At 71.6% G+C, this 21,312-nt stretch carries 16 protein-coding genes; 3 read left to right on the forward strand and 13 right to left on the reverse strand.

The window, feature by feature from the left end:
- Positions 1–35: 35 nt before the first annotated feature.
- The 6 genes from AB0761_RS10045 to AB0761_RS10070 form a co-directional block, all read right to left on the reverse strand.
- A complete protein-coding gene (locus AB0761_RS10045) occupies positions 36–2,027 on the reverse strand; it encodes a beta-galactosidase (protein WP_377268627.1) in 1,992 nt (663 codons plus the stop codon).
- Positions 2,027–2,164 (reverse strand): hypothetical protein, encoded by a 138-nt coding sequence (locus AB0761_RS10050; RefSeq protein ID WP_377268628.1) that lies wholly within the window; start codon positions 2,162–2,164, stop codon positions 2,027–2,029. The genes AB0761_RS10045 and AB0761_RS10050 overlap by 1 nt, the downstream gene beginning before the upstream one ends.
- A gap of 68 nt (positions 2,165–2,232) precedes the next feature.
- A complete protein-coding gene (locus AB0761_RS10055) occupies positions 2,233–3,246 on the reverse strand; it encodes a LacI family DNA-binding transcriptional regulator (protein WP_377268629.1) in 1,014 nt (337 codons plus the stop codon).
- A 207-nt stretch (positions 3,247–3,453) separates the two neighbouring features.
- Positions 3,454–4,386, reverse strand: coding sequence for a carbohydrate ABC transporter permease (locus AB0761_RS10060; RefSeq protein ID WP_377268630.1), 933 nt, complete (start codon positions 4,384–4,386; stop codon positions 3,454–3,456).
- Positions 4,383–5,369 carry an ABC transporter permease gene (locus tag AB0761_RS10065; RefSeq protein ID WP_377268631.1) on the reverse strand — a complete coding sequence of 329 codons (987 nt, stop codon included), beginning with the start codon at positions 5,367–5,369 and terminating at the stop codon, positions 4,383–4,385. The genes AB0761_RS10060 and AB0761_RS10065 overlap by 4 nt, the downstream gene beginning before the upstream one ends.
- Positions 5,370–5,451: 82 nt before the next feature.
- Positions 5,452–7,125 carry an ABC transporter substrate-binding protein gene (locus AB0761_RS10070; protein ID WP_377268632.1) on the reverse strand — a complete coding sequence of 558 codons (1,674 nt, stop codon included), beginning with the start codon at positions 7,123–7,125 and terminating at the stop codon, positions 5,452–5,454.
- A gap of 419 nt (positions 7,126–7,544) precedes the next feature.
- On the opposite strand from AB0761_RS10070, the gene AB0761_RS10075 reads away from it, so the two are divergent.
- Positions 7,545–10,460 carry a glycoside hydrolase family 3 C-terminal domain-containing protein gene (locus AB0761_RS10075; RefSeq protein WP_377268633.1) on the forward strand — a complete coding sequence of 972 codons (2,916 nt, stop codon included), beginning with the start codon at positions 7,545–7,547 and terminating at the stop codon, positions 10,458–10,460.
- A gap of 83 nt (positions 10,461–10,543) precedes the next feature.
- Here the strand turns inward: AB0761_RS10075 and AB0761_RS10080 are convergent, their stop codons facing one another.
- Entirely contained in the window at positions 10,544–12,358 is a 1,815-nt protein-coding gene (locus AB0761_RS10080; RefSeq protein ID WP_377268634.1) for an ABC transporter ATP-binding protein, read from the reverse strand.
- A 671-nt stretch (positions 12,359–13,029) separates the two neighbouring features.
- On the opposite strand from AB0761_RS10080, the gene AB0761_RS10085 reads away from it, so the two are divergent.
- On the forward strand, positions 13,030–14,718 hold the full coding sequence (locus tag AB0761_RS10085; RefSeq protein ID WP_377268635.1) for a cellulose binding domain-containing protein: 1,689 nt from the start codon (positions 13,030–13,032) through the stop codon (positions 14,716–14,718).
- A 204-nt stretch (positions 14,719–14,922) separates the two neighbouring features.
- Here the strand turns inward: AB0761_RS10085 and fabG are convergent, their stop codons facing one another.
- The 3 genes from fabG to AB0761_RS10100 are packed head-to-tail and all read right to left on the reverse strand — an operon-like array spanning position 14,923 to position 18,100.
- Complete coding sequence (gene fabG / locus AB0761_RS10090; protein WP_377268636.1) at positions 14,923–15,681, reverse strand: 3-oxoacyl-ACP reductase FabG; 759 nt, start codon at positions 15,679–15,681, stop codon at positions 14,923–14,925.
- A 51-nt stretch (positions 15,682–15,732) separates the two neighbouring features.
- The gene (locus tag AB0761_RS10095) at positions 15,733–16,920 is read right to left on the reverse strand and encodes a thiolase family protein (protein WP_377268637.1); all 1,188 of its coding nucleotides are present in this window, start codon (positions 16,918–16,920) and stop codon (positions 15,733–15,735) included.
- 31 nt (positions 16,921–16,951) lie between these two features.
- Positions 16,952–18,100 carry an acyl-CoA dehydrogenase family protein gene (locus AB0761_RS10100; protein ID WP_377268638.1) on the reverse strand — a complete coding sequence of 383 codons (1,149 nt, stop codon included), beginning with the start codon at positions 18,098–18,100 and terminating at the stop codon, positions 16,952–16,954.
- Between the two features lie 111 nt (positions 18,101–18,211).
- On the opposite strand from AB0761_RS10100, the gene AB0761_RS10105 reads away from it, so the two are divergent.
- Positions 18,212–18,847 carry a TetR/AcrR family transcriptional regulator C-terminal domain-containing protein gene (locus tag AB0761_RS10105; RefSeq protein ID WP_377268639.1) on the forward strand — a complete coding sequence of 212 codons (636 nt, stop codon included), beginning with the start codon at positions 18,212–18,214 and terminating at the stop codon, positions 18,845–18,847.
- Positions 18,848–19,071: 224 nt separating this feature from the next.
- On the opposite strand, the gene AB0761_RS10110 is transcribed toward AB0761_RS10105, so the two are convergent.
- The 3 genes from AB0761_RS10110 to AB0761_RS10120 form a co-directional block, all read right to left on the reverse strand.
- Positions 19,072–19,299, reverse strand: coding sequence for a DUF397 domain-containing protein (locus AB0761_RS10110; protein WP_377268640.1), 228 nt, complete (start codon positions 19,297–19,299; stop codon positions 19,072–19,074).
- 306 nt (positions 19,300–19,605) lie between these two features.
- A complete protein-coding gene (locus AB0761_RS10115) occupies positions 19,606–19,737 on the reverse strand; it encodes a hypothetical protein (RefSeq protein WP_377268641.1) in 132 nt (43 codons plus the stop codon).
- A gap of 320 nt (positions 19,738–20,057) precedes the next feature.
- Positions 20,058–21,311 carry a hypothetical protein gene (locus AB0761_RS10120; RefSeq protein ID WP_377268642.1) on the reverse strand — a complete coding sequence of 418 codons (1,254 nt, stop codon included), beginning with the start codon at positions 21,309–21,311 and terminating at the stop codon, positions 20,058–20,060.
- Position 21,312 lies beyond the last annotated feature (1 nt).

Raw genomic sequence — 21,312 nt, forward strand, 5'->3', positions numbered from 1 at the left:
GACGACCGTACGGTGCGCTGCGAAGCCCCGGCTGGTCAGTGGGTGCGCAGCACCGCCGCACCGCCCGCGGGCAGGCACAGCCCGTCCGGGCCGACCGGGGTGTCGGTGAGCAGGTCGTGGCCGCCCACGGCGAGCCGGGCCTGCTGCTCGCCGTGGTTGATCAGGAACAGCCAGCTGCGTCCGTCCTCGGCGTGCCGTCGCACCGCCTCGACGCCCCCCGGGAGCCCGGCCTGCTCCGGTGCCGCTCCGGCGTCGTCCAGCACCCGCGCCAGCAGCGCCGTGTAGCCGCTGTCGTCCAGGCGGGTGGACAGGTACCAGCCGGTGCCCGCTCCGAAGCGGTGCCTGGTCAGCGCAGGCTGCCCGGCCGGCATGCCGGAGGCGTACGACAGGACCGGCTCCGCGCCCTCGCACCGCAGGCTCTCGCTCCACACGGTGCCGGTGGAGCCGTCCGAGAGAGCGATGGTCTCCCCCGCCGCCAGCGGCCGGTACTCCTCCCCCCGGATGCCCAGCGCGGTGCGCAGCGGCGCGGCGGGGTAGCCGCCCAGGCGGGCGTGGTGGCGTTCGTCGACCGCGCCGCAGAAGTACTGCACCAGCAGGGTTCCGCCGCCCTCGACATAGCGGTGCAGCGAGGCCGCGCCCGCGTCGGAGAGCAGATACAGCGCCGGTGCGACGACCAGCCGGTAGCGGCTCAGGTCGTCCTCGGGGTGGGCGAGGTCGGTGGTGACACCGGCGTCCCACAGTGCCCGGTGCGCACGGCGGAGGCTGCCCCGGTAGTCGAGTTCGGCCGACGGCAGTCCGCGGGTGTCCAGTGCCCACCAGGAGTCGGCGTCGTGCAGCACCGCCGCCTGCGCCCTGACGGTGGAGCCGGCCAGCTCGCCCAGCCGGGCGACCGTCTCGCCGAGGGCTGCGGCCTCACGGAAGATCCGGGTGTCGGCGCCCGCGTGCGGGACCACGGCCGAGTGCCACAGTTCGGCTCCCGCACGCGACTGGCGCCACTGGAAGAACAGGGCGCCCTCCGAGCCGCGGGCGATGTGGCCCAGCGAGTGCCGCAGCATGTCCCCGGGCTGCTTGCCCAGGGTCCGGTCACTTGTGTAGACGGTGCTGGGGCCCTGCTCGATCAGCAGCCAGGGCTTGCCGCCGCCGAAGGAGCGGGCCCGGTCGGCGCCGAAGGCCGTGTCGGCCGCGGCGTCGATGCCGGGGGCGTCGGGGTAGTGGTCGATGCCGACGAAGTCGACCTCCCGGCCGAACTTCCACAGGTCGAGCACCTGGTAGCCGGGCAGCATCAGATTGGTCGTCACCGGCAGGGCGCTGTGCGCCCGGATCGCGTCGCGCTGCTCGCGGTAGGCCGCCAGTGCCTCGTCCGACCAGAAGCGGCGGAAGTCCAGGGTGTGGCCCGGATTGTGGTGCCACTGGGTGGCGCGCGGGGGCGTGATCTGCTCCCAGGAGCCGTAGCGCTGGCTCCAGAAGGCCGTGCCCCAGGACTCGTTGAGCGCGTCCAGGGTGCCGTACTTCGCCCGCAGCCAGCTGCGGAAGGCCGCCGCCGACTGCTCGCACCAGCACACCGTGGCGTACTCGTTGTGGATGTGCCACATCGCCACCGCCGGATGCGAGGCGTACCGCTCCGCCAGCGCGGCGGCGATCCGCAGGGCCGCCCTGCGGTAGGCGGGCGAGGCGAGGCAGTAGGTGTCGCGGCTGCCGTGGGTGAGCCGGGTGCCGTCGGCGGTGACCGGCATCGCCTCGGGGTGCGCCAGGGTGAACCAGGGCGGGGGTGAGGCGGTGGGGGTGGCGAGGTCCACCGCGACGCCGTTGGCGTGCAGCCGGTCCAGCTGGGCGTCCAGCCAGCCGAAGTCGAAGCGGCCCTCCTCCGGTTCCAGCAGGGCCCAGGAGAACACCCCGACGGTGGCCAGGTTCACCCGGGCCTGGCGCATCAGGAGGTCGTCCTCCTTCCACACCTCTTCGTCCCACTGCTCGGGGTTGTAGTCGCCGCCGTAGGCCAGCCCGCCGAGCCGTCCGGTGATCCGCTGCATCACGCCTCCGTCCGGGGCAGTCGGGCGCCGTCGCCGGGGAGGGGCGCGGGGTGCTCCCGCGGGGTTTCCATACGCAGGGTTCCGCGCTCGGCCGGCCGCTCCAGGGCGGTTCCGGGGGCGTGGCAGTGCAGCGGCATGGTCGGTTCCTCGGGGGGATGGGCTCGTGGGTCGGCTGGGCAGGTCGGCGAGGGGGACCGGGCGGGGTTCAGCGTGTCCGGGGTGCCGGCCCGGTGCTCTCCCGGGTGGTCAGTACGGGGGTGAGCAGGGTGACCTCGGCGGGTGTGCCGTCCTCGATCCGGCGCATCACCAGGTCGACGGCGACCCGCCCCAGTTCCTCGGCCGGCCCGGTGACGGCGGTCAGCCGGGGCGAGTACTGCTCGGCCAGGCTCTCGGGGCACAGGGCGACCACGGAGGCGTCCTCGGGGACGATCCGCCCGGTCGTCCGCAGCAGGCTCAGCAGCGGGCCGATGGCACCCTCGTTCTGCACCACGAACCCGGTGGTCTCCGGGCGGTCGGCGAGGATCCGGGCGAAGGCGCCGGCGGTGCTGTCGTAGGTGCCCTCGCATGGCCGGTGCAGGATCCGCAGCCCGCGTTCCGCGGCACGGTCCTGGAAGCCGGTCAGGGTGCGCTCGGCGTAGCCGGCGTGCCGCTGGTAGACCACGGGGCTGTAGCCGATGAAGGCGACGTCGCGGTGGCCGAGGTCCGCGAGGTGGTCGGCGCACATCGCCCCTGCGGCGGCGAAGTCGTGGTCGACGCAGGCCAGGCCGCTGGTGTCGTCGGGGAGGCCGATCAGTGCGGCATGGGTGCCCTGGGTGCGCAGTACCGGGATCCGGTCGTCGTCGAGCTCGACGTCCATCAGGATCACGCCGTCGGCCAGTCCGCTGGCGGCGACCCGGCGGACGCCCTCGGGGCCCTCGTCATTGGTGATCAGCAGGACGTCGTAGCCGTACTGGCGGGCGGCCACGGTCACCGCGATGGCGATCTCCATCATGATCGGGACATAGACGTCCGTCCGTAGCGGTACCACCAGGGCGATGATGTGGCTGCGCTTCCCGGCGAGGGCCCGGGCGCCGGCGTTGGGGTGGTAGCCGAGGTCGCTGATGGCCTGTTCCACCCGCCTGCGGGTGGCCTCGGAGATCGAACGCTTTCCGCTGATCACGTAGCTGACGGTGCTCGACGAGACGCCCGCGCACTTGGCCACTTCGGCAAGTGTCACCATCGGTGGTGGCTCTCCCTTATGTCTGTGCTGTACCTGTGGTGCCTGAAGTGTGCATTACGGATGGCCTGGCCCAGGCGCAGACCCCGAACCGGGGTGGCGACTGCTGCCCGGCCCGGAGGGCGCTGCCGGTCACATGGGCCTTCTCCTGGGATCGCGTTCCGACGGGGGCCGGTCCCCTCGCGGGGGACCGGCCCCGGCCCGGCGGTGTCAGCCCTTGATGGCACCGGTGAGCACACCGGTCCTGAAGTGCTTCTGCATGAAGGGGTAGACGAGCAGCAGTGGCACCAGGGTCAGGACGACCACGGCCATCTGGAGGGACAGCGGTGCGGTCTGCGCGTGGGCGTTGCCGAATCCGCTGTTGAGGGAGCCCGGCAGGCCGTTGCCGCGGTTGACGTAGGTCAGCAGCACATACTGCAGGGGCCACTTCTGGCTGTCCGTGGGCATGTAGAGCATGACGTTGAAGAAGGAGTTCCAGTAGCCCACGGCGTAGAAGAGCGTGATCACCGCGGTGACCGCGCGGGAGGTGGGCAGGACCACGGACCACAGGATCCGCCAGTCGCCGGCGCCGTCGATGCGGGCGGCGTCGATCAGCTCTGCCGAGGTGCTGGAGTAGAAGGCCCTCAGCACCAGGATGTTGAAGACCGAGATCGCGCTGGGCAGGATCAGCGACCAGTACTGGCCGTAGCCGCCGAGACCGGTGACCACCAGGAAGGTGGGGATCAGGCCGCCGCTGACGAACATGGTGATGATCAGCAGCATCAGGATCACCCGGTGTCCCAGCGAGCGGGAGCGGGAGAGGCCGTAGGCGCACAGGACCGAGACCGCCATCGAGACCACGGTGCCCACCAGGGTGATCAGCAGGCTCACCACCAGCGAGGTGCGCACGGTGGAGTCGCTCAGCATCTCCCGGTACGCCGCGGTGGTGAGGCCGTCCGGCCAGATCACCAGGCCGCCGGCCCGGTTGATGGCGGCCTGGGTGGAGAAGCTGGTGACGACGATGATCCACAGCGGTACCACCACGGCCGCGATCACCACGGTGAGGACCGCGCCCTTGCCGGTCCGGCCGGCCACGCTCGACTGCTCGTCCCAGACGGGGCGGTTGCTGCTGCGGCGCTGCCGCAGGGGGAGAGTGGTGGTCATTTGCGGTACAACCCGTCCTCGCCGAAGTAGTGCGCCAGCTTGTTCGCACCCCAGATCAGCAGCAGCGAGATGACGCTCTTGAAGAGGCCGGCCGCCGCTCCGTAGCTGTAGTTGTTGGTGGCGATGCCGTAGTAGAAGGAGAAGGTGTCCAGCACGTCCGCGGCATTGTGTCCGACGGCGAACCGCTGGACCAGGAACTGCTCGAACCCGACCGACAGGGCGTTGCCCAGGCGCAGCACCAGCATCAGCACGATCACGCCGCGCATTCCCGGCAGGGTGATGTGCCAGGTCCGGCGCCAGCGGCTGGCGCCGTCCACCGCCGCGGCCTCGTAGAGGTGGGTGTCGATGGCGGCGAGCGCCGCCAGGAAGACGATGATCCCCCAGCCGGCCTCCTTCCACACCGCCTGCGAGGTGACCAGCAGGGCGAAGGTGTGCGGGTTGGTCATGATGTCCCAGGTGCCCATGTCGTGCTGGCGCAGGAACTGGTTGAGGATCCCCGCGCCGCCGAGCATCTGCTGGAACACGGTGATCGCCAGCACCCAGGAGAAGAAGTGCGGGAGGTAGACGATCGACTGGATGAGGTTGCGCAGCCGCTCACTGACCACGGTGTTGAGCAGCAGCGCCAGCACGATCGGGATGGGGAAGAAGAGGATCAGCTGGACGAAGCTGAGGTAGAGCGTGTTCTCCAGCGACTTCCAGAACAGCGGGTCCTGGAAGAGCGCGGTGAACTGGTCGAAGCCGGCCCATTCGCTGTGCCAGACGCCGACCAGCGGGTCGTAGTACTGGAAGGCCGTGAGCAGGCCGAACAGCGGCGCGTAGTTGAAGACCAGGAGCAGCACCACGGCCGGGATCGTCATGATGATCAGTGACTTGTCGCGGCGCAGCCGGATCCGCCAGTTGAGTCTGACGTGCCCGGAGTCGGAGCGGTCCTCGGGGACCTTCCGCTTGCTCTTCTCGGTCTTCGTGGCGACGGTCGCGGCCACGGCTCCTCCTTGCTCTCGACACTGGTCTGGTGCCCTGCGGGTCCGGCGCAGACGTCCGGACCCGCAGGGCGGCTCGGCGGTCCTACTGACCGGTGCCGTACTTGGCCAGGATGTTGTCCGTCAGCCACTGCTTGAGCCGGGTGCCGCCGCCGCTCTTCCAGGAGGAGATGGCGGCCTGGACGTCGGAGACCTTCGCCTTGCCGTGGTAGCAGTCCTTGAGCGTGTCCTCGACCGCCTGGGCGGCGTCGGCGGTGGCGAGTGAGGTCGGCATGGAGATGTTCATGTTCCAGAACACCGGCTTGTAGAGGTACTTGACGTTGGCGGCCTGCCAGGCGGCGTAGTCCTGGGTGATCTGGTTCTCGCCGGGGTTGCTGATCACCGCGGGGGGCGAGGCCAGGAACGGGAAGGTCTGCGCCTGGACGAACTTCTTGCCGTCGTCGGTGGCGGTGGGCACCCCGTCCACCATGGTGTAGTGGGTGCCCTCGACACCGAAGTTGACCATGGTGTACTCGGCGGAGCCGTAGGGGGCGGCCAGGTAGTTGGCGACCGCCAGGCACTCCTCGATCTGGTCCTTGGTGAGCTTGGCGTTGAGGTAGCTCATGATGCTGGCGGAGGTGCCCAGGAACAAGCTCGGGGTCGACTTGCCGTCGGCGGCGAAGATGTTGAAGGAGCCGCGCCGGTAGTCCTTGTTGGCGGCGGCGCCCGACTGGTAGTCGGCCAGGTTCCAGGCGCCGGTGCCGCCGCCGGCGATGAGGGTCTTGCCACCGTAGAAGCGGGTGGTGCCGTCGGCGTCCTTGCCGGCCAGGGCGTCGGGGTGCATGTAGCCGGACTTGGCGAGCTTGTTGTGCCAGTCGAGTGCCTCGAGGAACTCGTCGGTCTCGTACTTGTGGACCAGCTTGCCGTCCTTGACCGTCCACCTGTTGGGGACGCCCCAGAAGGGGAAGAGGTAGGTCCACAGGTCGTCGAAGGCCCAGACTCCGCGCTTGGAGTCGGTGAGCTCCTTGCCCAGGGCGAACAGGTCGTCGGCGGACTTGACCTGGTCGGCGGTGATGCCCTTGGCCTCGAGAACGTCGCGCCGGTAGAAGGTGGTGCCGGCGATGACGAAGCCGCTGGAGAAGGACGGGATGCCGTAGATCTTGTCACCCCAGGCGCCCGCCTGCCAGGCACCGCTGGGGATGGCCGCCAGGTTGGGGTACTTCTTGATCTTGTCCCCGGCCAGGTACGGAGTGAGGTCGGCCAGCTGGGTGCCGGCCAGGCCACCGACGTTGAAGTTGGGGTTCCACCAGGTGGGGAGCTGGATCCAGTCGGGCAGCTTCTTGGCGGAGGTCATGGTGGGGACGATGGTGGCGTAGTTGTTGCCGTCCGCCGGCTTCATCGTCATGGTGACGCCGAGGGCCTTGTTCATGGCCTCGTAGAAGGAGTTGCCCGGGGTGGGAACGGTGCCCCACAGCGGGGTGACGGTCGTGTAGCTGCCGCCCTTGCCCGGGACTCCGTCGACGGTCTTGACCGGGTTGGCCGGGTAGGTGAGGAAGCCCGGGTCTGTCATGACGTCCGCGCCACCGGCCACCGACGGAATGTCCGCCTTGACCGACGTGTTGGCCACATAGGTCGGCAGCGCGGCCTTCAGGCCCGTCTTGGTGCTGGCACTGCCCTTGTTGTTCTGCGAGCCGCCGTCACCACAGGCGGACAGCAGCGGTGCCATCGCGGCGGCGCCGGCCACGGCCACGGCCGTGTTCACGAAGGTTCTGCGATTCATCTCGATGCTCATGGTGGGGGCGGCCCTTCGCCGTTGAGGTCCGAATAGAGCTTCGTCACCGCGCGGCCCGGGACCCCGGGGCGGTGATGCGATGGTGCGGCTTGGCAGTCAAAGCGCGTCGAAGCGCTTCGATGTTGCGGCGAGACTAACGACGCGTTACTGATCCGACAAGAGGCTGAGTGAGTCACTTTTCGATTACGGCGCCACGGCCTGGGAAACTACCCCACCCGGCCGGAGAGGGGGTCTGCACCGGGGCCACCACAGTGCATCCGGCACCGGCCGGGAAGTCTCGTGGGAACGGTTGACACCGTCTCGGCTGCATGCCACTTTCGAAACGCTTCAACATCACGACTGCGCCTGGCCGCCACCCACGCCGCGCCCCGCCTGCCCTCCCAGCGACCTGCCAAGGGGTTTCCCACGTGAGTTCCACGTCCGTGCCCGCCGAGCTGCCCCTCGACCAGCTCCCTTTCCGAAACCCCGCGCTCGGCCTGCGCGAGCGCGTGGAGGACCTGCTGGGACGGCTCACCCTCGACGAGCGTGTCGCGATGCTGCACCAGTACTCGCCGGAGGTCCAGCGTCTGGGCGTCGCCCCGTTCCGCACCGGTACCGAGGCACTGCACGGCGTCGCCTGGCTCGGCCCCGCCACCACCTTCCCGCAGGCGGTGGGCCTCGGTGCGACCTGGGACGAGGAACTGCTGCGGGCCGTGGCCACCGCCACCTCCGTCGAACAGCGCGCCTTCCACTACCACCGCGAACCCGCCGTCGGCAGCGGCACCAACAGCCTCCAGGCCTGGGCGCCGGTGGTGAACCTGCTGCGCGACCCGCGCTGGGGCCGCAACGAGGAAGGCTACTCGGAGGATCCGCTGCACTCGGCGCGCCTGGGCGACGCCTTCTGCAAGGGCATGTCCGGGGACCACCCGGACTATCTGCGCACCGCCCCCGTACTCAAGCACTTCCTCGCCTACAACAACGAGGACGACCGCTGCACCACCTCCTCCGGGCTGCGCCCCCGGGTGCTGCACGAGTACGACCTGGCCGCCTTCCGCACCGCCATCGCCTCCGGCGCGGCGACCGGGGTGATGGCGGCCTACAACCTGGTCAACGGCAGGCCCTGCCACGTCAGTCCGCTGCTGGAGACCGAGCTGCGCCGCTGGGCCCGCCCCACCGGCCATGAGCTGTTCGTGGTCAGCGACGCCGAGGCGCCGTCCAACCTGGTCGACCCCGAGCACTACTTCGACGACCACGCCGAGTCCCACGCCGCCGCGCTCAGGGCCGGCATCGACAGCTTCACCGACCATGGCGAGGACACCGCGACCACCTTCGGCCGGATGCAGGAGGCGCTGGCGCGCGGACTGATCACCGAGGAGGACGTCGACCGGGCCGTACGCCGCCAGCTGTCGATCCGGTTCCGGCTGGGCGAGTTCGACCCCCATCTCGACCCGTATGCGAAGACCGGCTGGGAGGTGGTGGACAGCCCCGAGCACCGCGAGCTGGCGCGGCGCGCGGCAACCGAGTCGATCGTGCTGCTCAGCAATGACGGACTGCTGCCGCTGGCCGGAGAACGCACCCGCAGGGTCGCCGTCGTCGGGCCGCTCGCGGACACCCTCTTCGAGGACTGGTACAGCGGCACCATGCCCTACCGGATCACCGCCGCCACCGGTCTGCGCACGGCGCTGGCCGAGCAGGGCGGCGAGGTGGTCTGCGTGGAGGGCGTGGACCGGATCGCGCTGCGCTCCCGCTCCACCGGCGCGCTGCTCTCCGTCCCCGCCTTCGACCCGGCCGGGCCGCTGACGGCCGACGGCCGGGCCGCGGAGAGCGACGAGGAGGCCGGCTTCGACCTCTTCGACTGGGGCGGCGGGGTGCTGACGCTGCGCAGCGCACGCAGCGGACGCTATGTCAGCGTCAAGGACGAGGACGCCACACTGGCCGCCGACCAGGTGCAGCCAGGCGGCTGGGACGTCCACGAGACCTTCCGTCTGGAGGCCGCCGAGGACGGCGGCGAGGTGCTGCGCAACATCTGCACCGGCAAGTACGCCGTCGTCGACGCCCGGACCGGCCAGGTCCGCGTCACCGCTGGGACACCGGAGCAGGCCGAGCGCTGGCAGCGCACCGTGGTGCGCGAGGGCGTCGCCGAGGCGGTGGCCGCCGCGGCCGGCGCCGATGTCGCCGTCGTCGTCCTCGGCAACGACCCGCACATCAACGGCCGGGAGACCCAGGACCGCGAGGGCATCACCCTGCCGCCCGCACAGGAGCAGCTGCTGCGCGCCGTCGCCGCCGCCCGTCCGCAGACCGCACTGGTGCTGATGAGCAGCTACCCGTACGCGGTGGACTGGGCCGACGAGCACCTGCCCGCCGTGGTGTGGACCTCGCACGGCGGCCAGGAGACCGGCCGCGCCCTCGCCTCGGTGCTGCTGGGCCGGACGGAGCCCGCCGGACGTCTGCCGCAGACCTGGTACCGGGCGGGCGACGAGCTCCCCGAGCGGCTGGACTACGACATCATCAAGGCCGGCTGGACGTACCAGTACCACCGCGCCGCGCCGCTCTACAGCTTCGGGCACGGCCTGTCGTACACCAGCTTCGGCTACTCCGACCTGCGCCTCTCGTCCGGCACGGCGGCGCAGGACGGGACGGTCGAGGTGACCGTGACCGTGGCCTGCACCGGTGGGCGGGCGGGCACCGAGGTCGTCCAGCTCTACACCCGCGCCCTGGACGCCCGTTATGAGGCGCCGCGGCTCAGGCTCGCCGACTTCCGCAAGATCGTGCTGGGTCCCGGTGAGCGCCGGGAGGTCTCCTTCACCCTGCCGACGGAGCGGCTGGCCCACTGGGACGTGGCCACCGGCGCCTTCACCGTGGACCCGGGTGCCTACGAGATCCTGGTCGGGCACTCGGCCGAGCGGATCGTGCTGACCGCGCCGCTGACGGTGACCGGTCCCGCCCCCGGCCCCCGTACGGTCGTCGACCGCCGGGTCCTCGCGGTGGACTTCGACGACCACACCGGCCTCACCCTGGTCGACGCCGACCGCACCGCGGGCGATGCGGTCACACCCGGCGGGGAGAGCGCCTCGCTGGTGTTCCGCGCGGCCGACCTGGACGGCGCGGTCTCCCTGGAGGCCGAGGTCTCCCGTACCGAGCCCGGCGAGGCCTGGTTGGAGCTGTGGGCGGGCAGCCCCGGCAGCGGTACGGCGCTGGCCCGGATCACCGTCCCCTCCACGGGCGGGCGCTACGCCTGGACGAGTGTGACGGCGCCGCTGAGCGAGCGGCCGTCCGGTGTCCACGATCTGCACCTGGTGCTCACCGGCGGGCAGCGCCTGGCTGCCTTCACGCTGCGGAGCTGACCCGCCTCCCGGGGCGCCGGGGACGCCTTACGGGCGGCCTGCCGTGGCTGACGGCAGGCCGCCCGCCGGTGGTGACCACCGGGTCAGTGCAGGTCGGCCCGGGCGGGGGTGTCGTCCAGGAAGCCGCCCGACTGGTGCTGCCACAGCTTGGCGTAGGCGCCGTCGGCAGCGAGCAGCTCATGGTGCGTGCCCTGCTCGACGATCTGCCCGCGGTCCAGGACGACCAGCCGGTCCATGGTGGCGACCGTGCTCAGCCGGTGTGCCACCACAAGCGCCGTCCGCCCGTCCATGAGCCGCCACAGCGCCTCCTGGACGAGGATCTCGCTCTCGGAGTCCAGAGCGCTGGTCGCCTCGTCGAGCAGCAGGATCGGCGCGTCCCGCAGGATCGCCCTGGCGAGGGCGACCCGCTGGCGCTGTCCGCCGGACAGCTTGACGCCGCGCTCGCCCACCATGGTCTCGAAGCCGTCCGGCAGCGCGTCGGCGAACTCCGTGACGTGCGCCGCCTCGGCCGCAAGGCGGATCTCGGCGTCGGTGGCGTCCGGACGGGCGAATGCGATGTTCTCCCGCAGCGTGCGGTGGAACATCGCCGGGTCCTGCGGCACATAGGCGATCAGGCTGCGCAGGTCGGCCTGGCGCAGCCGGCTGATGTCCTGACCGCCGATCAGGATCCGTCCGGCGTCGATGTCGGTCAGTCGCAGCAGCAGCCGCGTGAGCGTGGTCTTGCCGCCGCCGGACCGGCCGACGAGACCGATCTTCGCCCCGCCGGCCACCGACAGGTCCAGGTCCTCGAAGAGCGGATCGGCGCCCGCGTGGGCGAAGGTCACCTGCTCGAAGCGGACGTCGGCGGCCCGGGACCGCAGCGGCTCGGGTGACGCCGGGTCGAGTACGGTCGGCGGCGTCAGCAGCAGCTCGGTGAACTGCGCGGCCTCCGTCATCGAGCTCTCCAGACGGCGGTAGATCTGGTTGAACTCGAACATGATCCGGGTCGCATTGCTGTAGTAGGTGAAGGCGACCACGACCGCCTCCACCCCGTGCCTGCCGCCGCCGAGGGCGACCGCGAGCAGCAGACCCAGTCCATTGGTCAGCACGGACATCGGTGCGACCAGTGTGTCGATGCGCAGATTGCCGTAGTCCCACGACCGCAGGGTGAGCCGCCGCGACTCCGCGACGCGGGACCGGTGCTCGGCGGCCTCGCGGTCCTCGGCGGCGAACGCCCGGACGGTGTCCATGTTCATCAGACTGTCGGCGACATGGCCCGACACCCGGGCGATCGCGGCCTCGCGCTGTCTGACGAGCGCCTGGCGGCGGCGGATCAGGGGCGTCACACAGAGCGCCGTCAGCGCGATCATCGCCAGCAGCCCCACGACGAGCAGCGGTTCGTAGCGCCAGAGCACCACTGAGCCGAAGAGCAGCGGCACAAAGCTGCCCACCACCGAGAAGGTCATCGTGTCGACGAACTCCTCGAAGCGGGAGGCGAAGCTCAGCACCCGCTTGGTCAGCGAACCGGCGAAGTTGTCGTGGAAGAACGCGGCGTCCTTGGCGAACAGCTCGTCCATGCCGATCACATACAGGTTCTCGATGCCCAGGCCGTCGACGCGGTTCAGGCAGTGCAGGCCGATGCGCCACAGCCCCTCCGCGAGCAGCAGCACACCGGCGAAGACGACGACATACGGCAGTGTCGATCCGATGTCGATGCCGTCGTCACCGGCGATACGGCCGACGAGCTTGGCGACGACCAGCGGTGCGATGTAGTTGAGGCCGATGTTGCCCACAGCCGGCAGCAGCATCGCGGGCAGCGTCAGCCGCCGGAGCCGGGCCAGCTCTCGTCCGTAGTAGCGAAGTGCGAGGAGCACCGGGCCCCTGCCCGGCGAACCCCCGGGCGCTTCAGGAGATCCCATCCCAACCCTGTGGTGTCGTGCGGCCGGCCGCTGTTCGGCTGCTCCGGCCATGCGGGTCTTCGGTTCGAGCGAGTGCCCCGCCCGCGATCGTCCTCCTGGAGGCAGGGCATGACGAAGGGGCCCCCGCGTCGCCTGTGGCGACGCATCCGTGCGGGTACGGACAGGCCAGTAGCCGCAGTGTCCCGCGCGGGCAGCGGCGGAGTCCAAGTGTTTTCCCGGCCGGGTGACGCAGTCGCACAGAGGCGCGATCCGGCCGGCGTACCGGGCTTGCGCCCGGCGTACGGGTGGGAGTCCGACGCACACACTCCGCGCCGTCGGCCCGCACGTGACCCGAGCCCCCGCGGCGCCCTGCACACGCACCGGCGGACGACCCGGCCGGCATGGACGCGGCTCGTGGCAGCTGCGCGGCGGGGTGCTGCACCAGGGGCAGCAGCAGCGGGTGCGGCGGCGGCGAAGTGCGTGCCGTACCGCACGGCAGGCGCCGGCACAGCGTTGACGCCCTCAGCAAGCGCTTGCTACGTTGAACGACGCGTCACGAGCATCGCGTGGCAACCTCCACAGCCTACTGCCTCTTCAGGTGGAGAGTCAGCCAGCAAACGCTTTCATCCGCTGACCGGCTTCCCGCCACGGCAGCCTCCGCCCAACAGTTCTGGATGAGAGGTCTCAGCATCGTGAAGCGCACTCGGATCTCCCCTGCCCTGCCGCAGAATGCCGCGACCCGCGGTGAGCGGCCCCCGCTCCGCTTACGCGGCATCCCCGCTGCCGTCGCGGTGGCAGCGATGGCGTCGGCAGGTCTGCTGGCGGTCCCGCCGTCCGTCTCGCAGGCCGCAACCACGCTCAACAGCAACGCCTTGTTCGTGTCCCCGAACGGCACCGCCGGAGCCGCCGGAACGGAGTCCGCCCCGACGACGCTCGCCTCGGCGATCACCCGGATCACCGCCGGCGGGACGATCTACCTGCGCGGCGGGTCCTACGGCCTCACGCAGACGGTCACCATCGCCACAGGCAACGACGGCACCTCCAGCGCCCGCAAGGAACTGTCCGCCTACCCCGGCGAGACCCCGGTGCTGGACTTCTCGGCCATGAGCGAGGACCCGGCCAACCGCGGGCTGGCCCTCAACGGGTCCTTCTGGCACGTGTACGGGATCACCGTCGAGCATGCCGGCGACAACGGGATCTCCGTCGGCGGCAGCAACAACATCATCGAACGCACGGTGACGGCCTACAACCGCGACACCGGGCTGCAGATCTCCCGGGCGTCCTCCGACGCCACCCGGGACCAGTGGCCGTCCAACAACCTCATCCTCAGCTCGGAGTCGCATGACAACCGCGACTCCACCGGCGAGAACGCCGACGGCTTCGCCGCGAAGCTCACCGCCGGCCCCGGGAACGTCTTCCGCTACGACGTGTCGCACAACAACATCGACGACGGCTGGGACCTCTACACCAAGAACGACACCGGCCCCATCGACCCGGTGACCATCGAGGACTCCCTCTCCTACGACCAGGGCACCCTCAGCGACGGCACCCAGGCGTCCAACGGCGACCGCAACGGCTTCAAGCTGGGCGGCGACGACATCCCGGTCAACCACATCGTCCGGGGCAACATCGCGTACGGGAACGGCAAGCACGGGTTCACGTACAACAGCAACCCCGGTTCGATGTCGGTGTCGGACAACGTCAGCATCGACAACGGCGAGCGCAACTTCTCCTTCGACAACGGCACCTCGGTCTTCCGCGGCAACACCTCCTGCCGCAGCAGCAGCGGGTCCAACGACAAGACCATCGGCGACGCCGACAGCTCCAACCAGTTCTGGACCGGCACCAACGGATCGCGGTGCTCGTCCTACTCCGGCGCCCTGGGCTGGTCCTTCGCCTCCGACGGCAGTCTCGTGGTCACCTTCGGCGGCAAGGCGACGACCGGCGGGACCGCGACAAGCGGCGGGACCGGCACGACCGGCAGCACCACCACGGCCGGCGGAGCCACCACAACCGGCGGAACCACGACGACCGGCGGAACCACCGGCGGCACCGGCACAGGCACCGGCTGCACGGTCACGTACACCCCCAGCACCTGGGCCGGCGGATTCACCGCCAATGTGACCGTGACCAACACCGGCTCCAGCGCCGTCAACGGCTGGGCGGTCGGCTTCACCCTGCCTTCCGGCCAGGCGGTCACCAGCGTCTGGAACGCCGCCGTCAGCCCGTCCTCGGGGGCGGTGACCGCCACCAACATGGCCTACAACGCCCAGATACCGGCCAACGGCAGCCAGTCGTTCGGCTTCCAGGGCACCTACTCCGGCAGTTTCGCCCAGCCCGCCACGTTCAGCCTCAACGGCACCACCTGCACCACCGGCTGATCCCGCCCGCCGGACCCGTCCGGATGCCGACGCGGGCGCGATCCCCGCGTCGGCATCCGACCGTCGGCGTACCGGTTCCTCCTCGGTGCCCGCACCAGCCCGCTCACCCGGCCCGGGACGCCTCCGACCTGACCAGGGCGTGAGCGCTCCCTGCCCCGATTCCGCGCAACCGTCGGGCGGGCCGTGCCGCCTCTGGCGGCCGGGTCAGCGGGCGCCGCCGTTGATGTAGAGGGTCTGGCCGCTGACGTAGGAGGCGTCGTCGGAGGCGAGGAAGGCCACCGCGGAGGCGACCTCCTCGGGCCGGCCGACGCGGCCCAGCGGGGTGCGCTCGGCGGCGAGCCGCTGGTGCTCCTCGGCGGTGGAGCCCACGCGCTCGGCGGTGGCGGCGGTCATGGCGGTGGCGATGTAGCCGGGGGCGACCGCGTTGACGTTGATGTTGAAGGGGCCGAGCTCCAGGGCGAGGGTGGCGGTGAGGCCCTGGATGCCGGCCTTGGCGGCGGCGTAGTTGGCCTGGCCGCGGTTGCCGAGCGCGGAGCGGGAGCTGAGCGAGACGATCTTGCCGTACTTCTGCTTCACCATGTACTTCTGGGCGGCCTGGGTGCAGTTGAAGGCGCTGGTGAGGTTGACGGTGAGCACCGCGTCCCAGTCGGACCTGGGCATCTTGAAGAACAGGTTGTCCCGGGTGATCCCGGCGTTGTTGACCAGGATGTGGATGGTGCCGAAGTCGGCGGCGATCTGCGCGAAGACCGCCTCGACGACCTCGTGGTCCGCGACGTCGCAACCGTAGGCACGGGCGGTGCCGCCCTTGGCCGCGATGGCGTCGGCGGTGGCCTGGGCGCGGTCGGCGGTGAGGTCGACGACGGCGACCGCGGCGCCCTCCTCGGCGAGGCGGTGCGCGGTGGCGGCGCCGATGCCCTGGGCGGCGCCGGTGACCACGGCGACCTTGTTGCGGAAACGGCTCATGGTGGGGTGCTCCTGAGGGTGCTCGACGGTGGTGCCTGCTCGACGGTGCTGTCAGTCGCGGTCGACCAGCACCGCGGTGCCCTGGCCCACGCCGACGCACATGGTGGCCAGGCCCCGGCGGTCGCCGGTGCGGTTCATCCGGTGCAGCAGGGTGGTGAGGATGCGGGCACCGGAGGCGCCCAGCGGGTGCCCGAGGGCGATCGCGCCGCCCTGCGGGTTGACCAGGGCGGGGTCGATGCCCAGCTCGCGGACGCAGGCCAGCGCCTGGGCGGCGAAGGCCTCGTTGAACTCGGCGGTCCGGATGTCGTCCAGGCTCCGGCCGGTGCGGGCGAGCACCCGGCGGACGGCCGGGACCGGGCCGATGCCCATCACATCCGGGTGGACGCCGGCGCTGGCGCCGGCCACATAGCGGCCGAGCGGCTCCAGGCCGAGTTCGTGCAGCGCCTCCTCGCCGACCAGCAGCAGGGCGGCGGCGCCGTCGTTCATCGGCGAGGCGTTGCCGGCGGTGACCGTGCCGTCCTTGCGGAAGACCGGCCTGAGGGCGGCCAGCTTCTCCGCCGTGGTGTCGGGCCGGATCGACTCGTCCTGGGTGACGGCCGTGCCGTCGGGGAGGGTGACGGGGAGGATCTCCGCGTCGAAGAGGCCGTCCTTGCGGGCAGCGGCGGCCAGCTGGTGGCTGCGCAGCGCGAAGGCGTCCTGCTCCTGGCGGCTGACGCCGTAACGGGCGGCGACCTCCTCGGCGGTCTCGCCCATGGAGAGCACGCCGTGCAGGTCCTTCATCCTCGGGTTGGTCATCCGCCAGCCGAGCTTGGTGTCGAAGAGCTCCTGCCCGTGCGGGAGGGCCTGCTCGGCGCGGGGCAGGACGAACGGGGCGCGGCTCATCGACTCCGAGCCGCCGGCCAACACGATGTCGGCCTCGCCCGAGGCGATCGCGCGGGCAGCGGTGGTGACCGCCTCCAGGCCGGAGGCGCACAGCCGGTTGAGGGTGGCGCCGGGGACGCTGTCCGGCAGTCCGGCCAGCAGCACGGCCATCCGGGCGAGGTTGCGGTTGTCCTCACCGGCCTGATTGGCGGCGCCCCAGTAGACGTCGTCGATCCGGGCCGGGTCCAGCGCGGGCACGGCCTCCAGCACGGCGCGTACGGCGGTGGCGGCCAGGTCGTCGGGGCGGACGCCGGAGAGCACTCCGCGCAGGCGGCCGATGGGGGTGCGCCTGGCGGCGGCGAAGTACACGGGACGCATGGTCGGGCTCCTCGGCTCGGTGGGCGGGTGGTCAGAAGGCGTTGATGTCGGTGAGGGCGCGGCCGATCAGCAGTTTCTGGATCTGGCTGGTGCCTTCGTACAGGGTCATCACCCGGGCGTCGCGGACGTACTTGCCGACCGGGTACTCGTCGATGAACCCGTAGCCGCCGAAGACCTGGAGCGCGGTGTTGGCGGCCTTGACGGCGGCCTCGGAGGCATGGAGCTTGGCGACCGAGGACTCGGTCCGGAAGGGCAGCCCGCGGTCGATCAGGTCGGCGACCCGCCAGACCAGCAGCCGGGCGGCGTCGAGATCGACCTTGATGTCGGCGAGCATCTCCTGCACCAGCTGGTGGGCGGCGACGGGCTTGCCGAACTGCTCGCGCTGGGTGGCGTAGGCGACGGCTGCGTCCAGGGAGGCCTGGATGATGCCGACGCACCCGGCGGCGACCGACATCCGCCCCTTGGCCAGGGCGGACATGGCCACGCTGAAGCCCTTGCCCTCGGGGCCGAGCATCGCCTCGGCGGGCACCCGGACGCCGTCGAGGACCAGCTCGGCGGTGGGCTGGCCACGTAGGCCGAGCTTGCCGTGGACGGGGGTGCGGGTCAGCCCGGGGGTGTCCGTGGGCACCAGGAAGGCGCTCACCCCGCGGGGGCCGGGCTCGCCGGTGCGGGCGAAGACCAGTGCGACCTCGGCCCAGGTGCCGTTGGTGATGAACATCTTGGCGCCGTCGAGCAGATAGGAGTCGCCGTCGCGCACCGCCCGGGTGGTCAGGTTGCCCGCGTCGGACCCGGTGCCGGGCTCGGTGAGGGCGAAGCAGCCGAGGGCCTCGCCGGAGGTGAGCCGGGGGAGCCAGTGCTGCTTCTGCTCCTCGGTGCCCCAGTGGGCGACCGATTTTGCGACCAGGCCGAGGGAGACCGAGACCAGGCCGCGCACCGCGGAGTCGCCGCGGCCGAGCTCCTCCATGACCAGTGCGTACGCCAGGTGGTCGCCGCCGGAACCGCCGTACTCCTCCGGGATGGTCAGGCCCAGGAAGCCGACCGTGCCGAGCTTCTTCACGATCCCGGGGTCGACCTGCTCCGCGCGGTCCCAGGCGGTGGCGTGGGGGGTGATCTCGCGGTCGACGAAGTCGGCGGCGAGCTCGCGGACGGCTGCCTGCTCTTCGGAGAGTTCCAGATTCACGGCGGTGGTCCTAAAACTAGCGGTGCAAGTTTTACGGCGACTCTAACCCCATGGGGCATGCTTGGGTCAAGAGCGGTCGCCTCGATCGTGGACCCGGAAGGACGTGCCGCTGTGGCAAGGCCCCGCAACCCGCTGCTCAACCGGGAGCGGATCGTCACCGCGGCGCTGGAACTGGTGGACGGCGAAGGGCTGGCGGCGCTCTCCACCCGCAGGCTCGCCGCCGGGCTGGGCGTCAGCGGCCCGTCGCTGTACAACCACTTCCCCACCAAGGACGCCCTGCTCGACGCGGTCGTGGACACCGTCCTCGGCGAGGTCGACCTCAGCATGCTCGGCCGCGACCCCTGGCCCGAGGCGCTGCGCGACTGGGCCCGCTCCTACCGTGCGGCGCTCGCCGCTCATCCGAACCTGGTACCGGTGCTCGCCCACGGTCCCGGGCGCCGCGCCAATGCGCTGCGGCTGGCCGACGCGGTCTTCGGCGCCCTGGTGGACGCCGGCTGGCCGCGCGGGGAGGCGACCCGGATCGGCGCCCTCATGCGCTATCTGGTCTTCGGCTCGGCACTCGGCTCGTTCGCGGGCGGCTTCGTCGACGACCAGCAGGTGTACACGGCCGACTACCCCCGCCTCGGCCAGGCCCATCTGCTGGCGGAGCATCAGCGGGCGATCGACGAGGGTGCCTTCGAGACCGGTCTCGCCGCACTGATCGAGGGGCTTGCCCTCCGCTTCGAGCGGCTGCACCCGGCGGTGTGAGAAGGCCGGACCGCGGCCCTCCGATCCCGTCCGCCGCCTCTGTGGGAAGCGTCGGACCCTCCGGACCCGGCGCAGCCGGTGCCGCCGCGTCGCCGCCACCCCTTCCTGCGGACAGGACCAGCGGGCCCGTCGTCTCCGACAGACCCGCTGGTCGTCCATCTGGCGGCGACAGGACCTGGAGCTGCGACCCGTCGACCTCCGACAGTGGAGCTGCGCCGGGCGCCCTAGCCGAATTCGCCGTCGCGCACGCCGCTGCGGAACGCCGCCCACTCGCCTGCGGTGAACCGCAGCGGCGGCAGGTCCCTGTTGTCCGAGTCGCGGACCGCGACGGCTCCGCCGCCGAGGTCTGCGACCTCCACACATGTCTTGGTCCACCTGTTGGTGTAGCTGCTGGTGGCCCAGTGCACATCGCTCAGGTCCATTGCGTACAGTCCGGTCTTCGCTGCGTCCATGACTGGGTCTCCCTCGATGCCCGTTCGGACGTTCTCCTGCCAGCATCACCCCGATGGTCCGGGGGTGCATCCCGCCGCCGGCCGGTCTGCTACGGAGTGCCCACCGAGGTTCAACGGACGGTTCTTCGGGTGCGGCGGCCGGAGGCGGGTGTCCCGTCCGGAATCCATGGCACCCACCGCTGCGGTGATGACGTCGGCGCTGTCCGTATACGGTCGGTGACACCGGCCCGCCGAGGTCCGGGCGGGCAGGCAACCGCCAGGGAGCGTCCGCACCGCGCGCAGGGCCTCCGATCCCGCGTCGCTGTGTCAGCGCGAAGGGCCCGCGGGCCGGCGCCCCCAGAGCAGCAGGGTGCGGACGGCCGCGTCGCTCTCGATGGTGGTCGGGCCTTCGGGGGCGGCGAAACCGATGCTGGTGCCGTCGGCGTCGGCGGTGATCACCACATCGTCCGTGCCGGAGACGCGCAGACGTCCCTCGACCCGGCCGCGCCCCGTCCGTGGGGTCCCGCCCGCTGCCGAACCGGCGGACGGGCGGGCAGACGGACAGTCACCTGATCGGCCGTACGGTCCCCGCACCCGCACGGTGTGCGGCCGCCATGAACGCGCCGACGCGGTGCCCCGGCGGGCTCACAGCCCGCCGGGGCACCGGCGCAAGTGGCGCGGTCGGCTTCAGGAGCCGAAGACCGAGAAGCGGGCGCCGCCCGGTCGTCGGCCGCCCGCCCGAGGAGAGTTCAGGTCCATGAGCCGGACGGCTGCGACCGTCAAGGGCTCGGCCAGGCCCCCAGGAGGACGTCCTCGGACCCCGGCTCCGCCGGTACCCCGTGCGCGGCACGGAACTCCCCGACGGCCGGGTCGGTGATCCGGACGGCGAACGTCAGGCCGCTGTTCGTGTCCGACGCCCGCCGCTTCCCGTCCGGCCCGACGGGGAGCAGCGCGGGGGGCACCGACACCTCGAGGACGAGCGGCGCGTCCCCCCGCACGACCGGGACGACCGGCATCCCGGCGCCGCCGGCAGACCGGGGATCGACAGTGGTCGAAGCGGCCCGCGCCCCGGGGCCCAGGACCGTCAGCTGCATCCGGAGCGGTGCGGACAGGGCGAGGTCGGGGGCGCCGACCATTCCAAGGGCGATCGACACCGCGACCGCCGGACCGTCTTCGGTGTCCCGGGGGCCGAGCACGGTGAGTGCCGGCGCCCCGGGCGCGGAGAGCGCCGCAATCCGCTCCGGGGTGAGCCTGCCCCGTCCGAGACCCCGGCCGAGACCCCGGCCGGGACCTCCGCCCAGCCCCCGGCCGGGACGGGACGTGGGCGTCCGGGGAGTGGGGCACGCGGGCGGGGTGCCGTCCGGGACGGCCACCGTGGTCCCGTCGGGCTCGAAGAGGACCAGGCCGCCGTCGGGCAGACCCTCGGCGGCCTCGTTCGCGGCGTAGAGCTCCTCCAGGTACTCCCAGGGGTCCGTGCCCGCCTTCCTCAGCAGCCGTTCCTCGACCGGGCCGAGGAACCGGGACCTGGGGGCGCCGTAGAGCCGGGGGCTCTCCAGCGGGCGCTCCGCCCGGGGCCCGAGCATCCGGAGGATGAACTCGGCCATGCCGCAGCCGTGCCGGGTGAAGGTCCCTTCACGGCTGCGGGACACCACCGTCCACGCGTCGGGGTCGGCCGCGGAGGTGTCCCAGTAGAGCTCGGCGGCGTCGGCGGTCGCCCCCCAGCCGAGCAGCGCGCCGCGCTCCGGCCACAGGGGGTACGGCCATCCTGCGCGGCGCCGCCCGGACGGCTCCGCCGCCGGCGTCCGTCGGCGCACCGTCAGCGCACCCCCGTCCTCCGCCGGATCGACGGGGGTGGCGACGAACAGGTAGTCGTCGATGGCGCCCGCCCCGTAGACCGCCAGGAACTCACGGTAGTCCGCGGGGAAGCCGGTCCCCCAGGCCTCGGAGAGGGCGTCCCAGTCGGACGGCTCTCCGGCCCGCTCGTGCGGCGGCACAAGGACCGCGGTCAGGGACCGCAGCAGGGGTCCTGCCATC

The organism is Peterkaempfera podocarpi (genome assembly GCF_042466665.1).
Classification (GTDB): domain Bacteria; phylum Actinomycetota; class Actinomycetes; order Streptomycetales; family Streptomycetaceae; genus Peterkaempfera; species Peterkaempfera podocarpi.

Excerpts from the sequence above, each read along its gene's own strand:
- AB0761_RS10095 (WP_377268637.1), bottom strand. The coding sequence starts at position 16,920 with ATGCGTCCCGTGTACTTCGCCGCCGCCAGGCGCACCCCCATCGGCCGC.
- AB0761_RS10050 (WP_377268628.1), bottom strand. The coding sequence starts at position 2,164 with ATGCCGCTGCACTGCCACGCCCCCGGAACCGCCCTGGAGCGGCCGGCC.
- AB0761_RS10120 (WP_377268642.1), bottom strand. The coding sequence starts at position 21,311 with ATGGCAGGACCCCTGCTGCGGTCCCTGACCGCGGTCCTTGTGCCGCCG.
- AB0761_RS10070 (WP_377268632.1), bottom strand. The coding sequence starts at position 7,125 with ATGAATCGCAGAACCTTCGTGAACACGGCCGTGGCCGTGGCCGGCGCC.
- fabG (WP_377268636.1), bottom strand. The coding sequence starts at position 15,681 with ATGAGCCGTTTCCGCAACAAGGTCGCCGTGGTCACCGGCGCCGCCCAG.
- AB0761_RS10060 (WP_377268630.1), bottom strand. The coding sequence starts at position 4,386 with ATGACCACCACTCTCCCCCTGCGGCAGCGCCGCAGCAGCAACCGCCCC.
- AB0761_RS10080 (WP_377268634.1), bottom strand. The coding sequence starts at position 12,358 with ATGGGATCTCCTGAAGCGCCCGGGGGTTCGCCGGGCAGGGGCCCGGTG.
- AB0761_RS10055 (WP_377268629.1), bottom strand. The coding sequence starts at position 3,246 with ATGGTGACACTTGCCGAAGTGGCCAAGTGCGCGGGCGTCTCGTCGAGC.
- AB0761_RS10045 (WP_377268627.1), bottom strand. The coding sequence starts at position 2,027 with ATGCAGCGGATCACCGGACGGCTCGGCGGGCTGGCCTACGGCGGCGAC.
- AB0761_RS10110 (WP_377268640.1), bottom strand. The coding sequence starts at position 19,299 with ATGGACGCAGCGAAGACCGGACTGTACGCAATGGACCTGAGCGATGTG.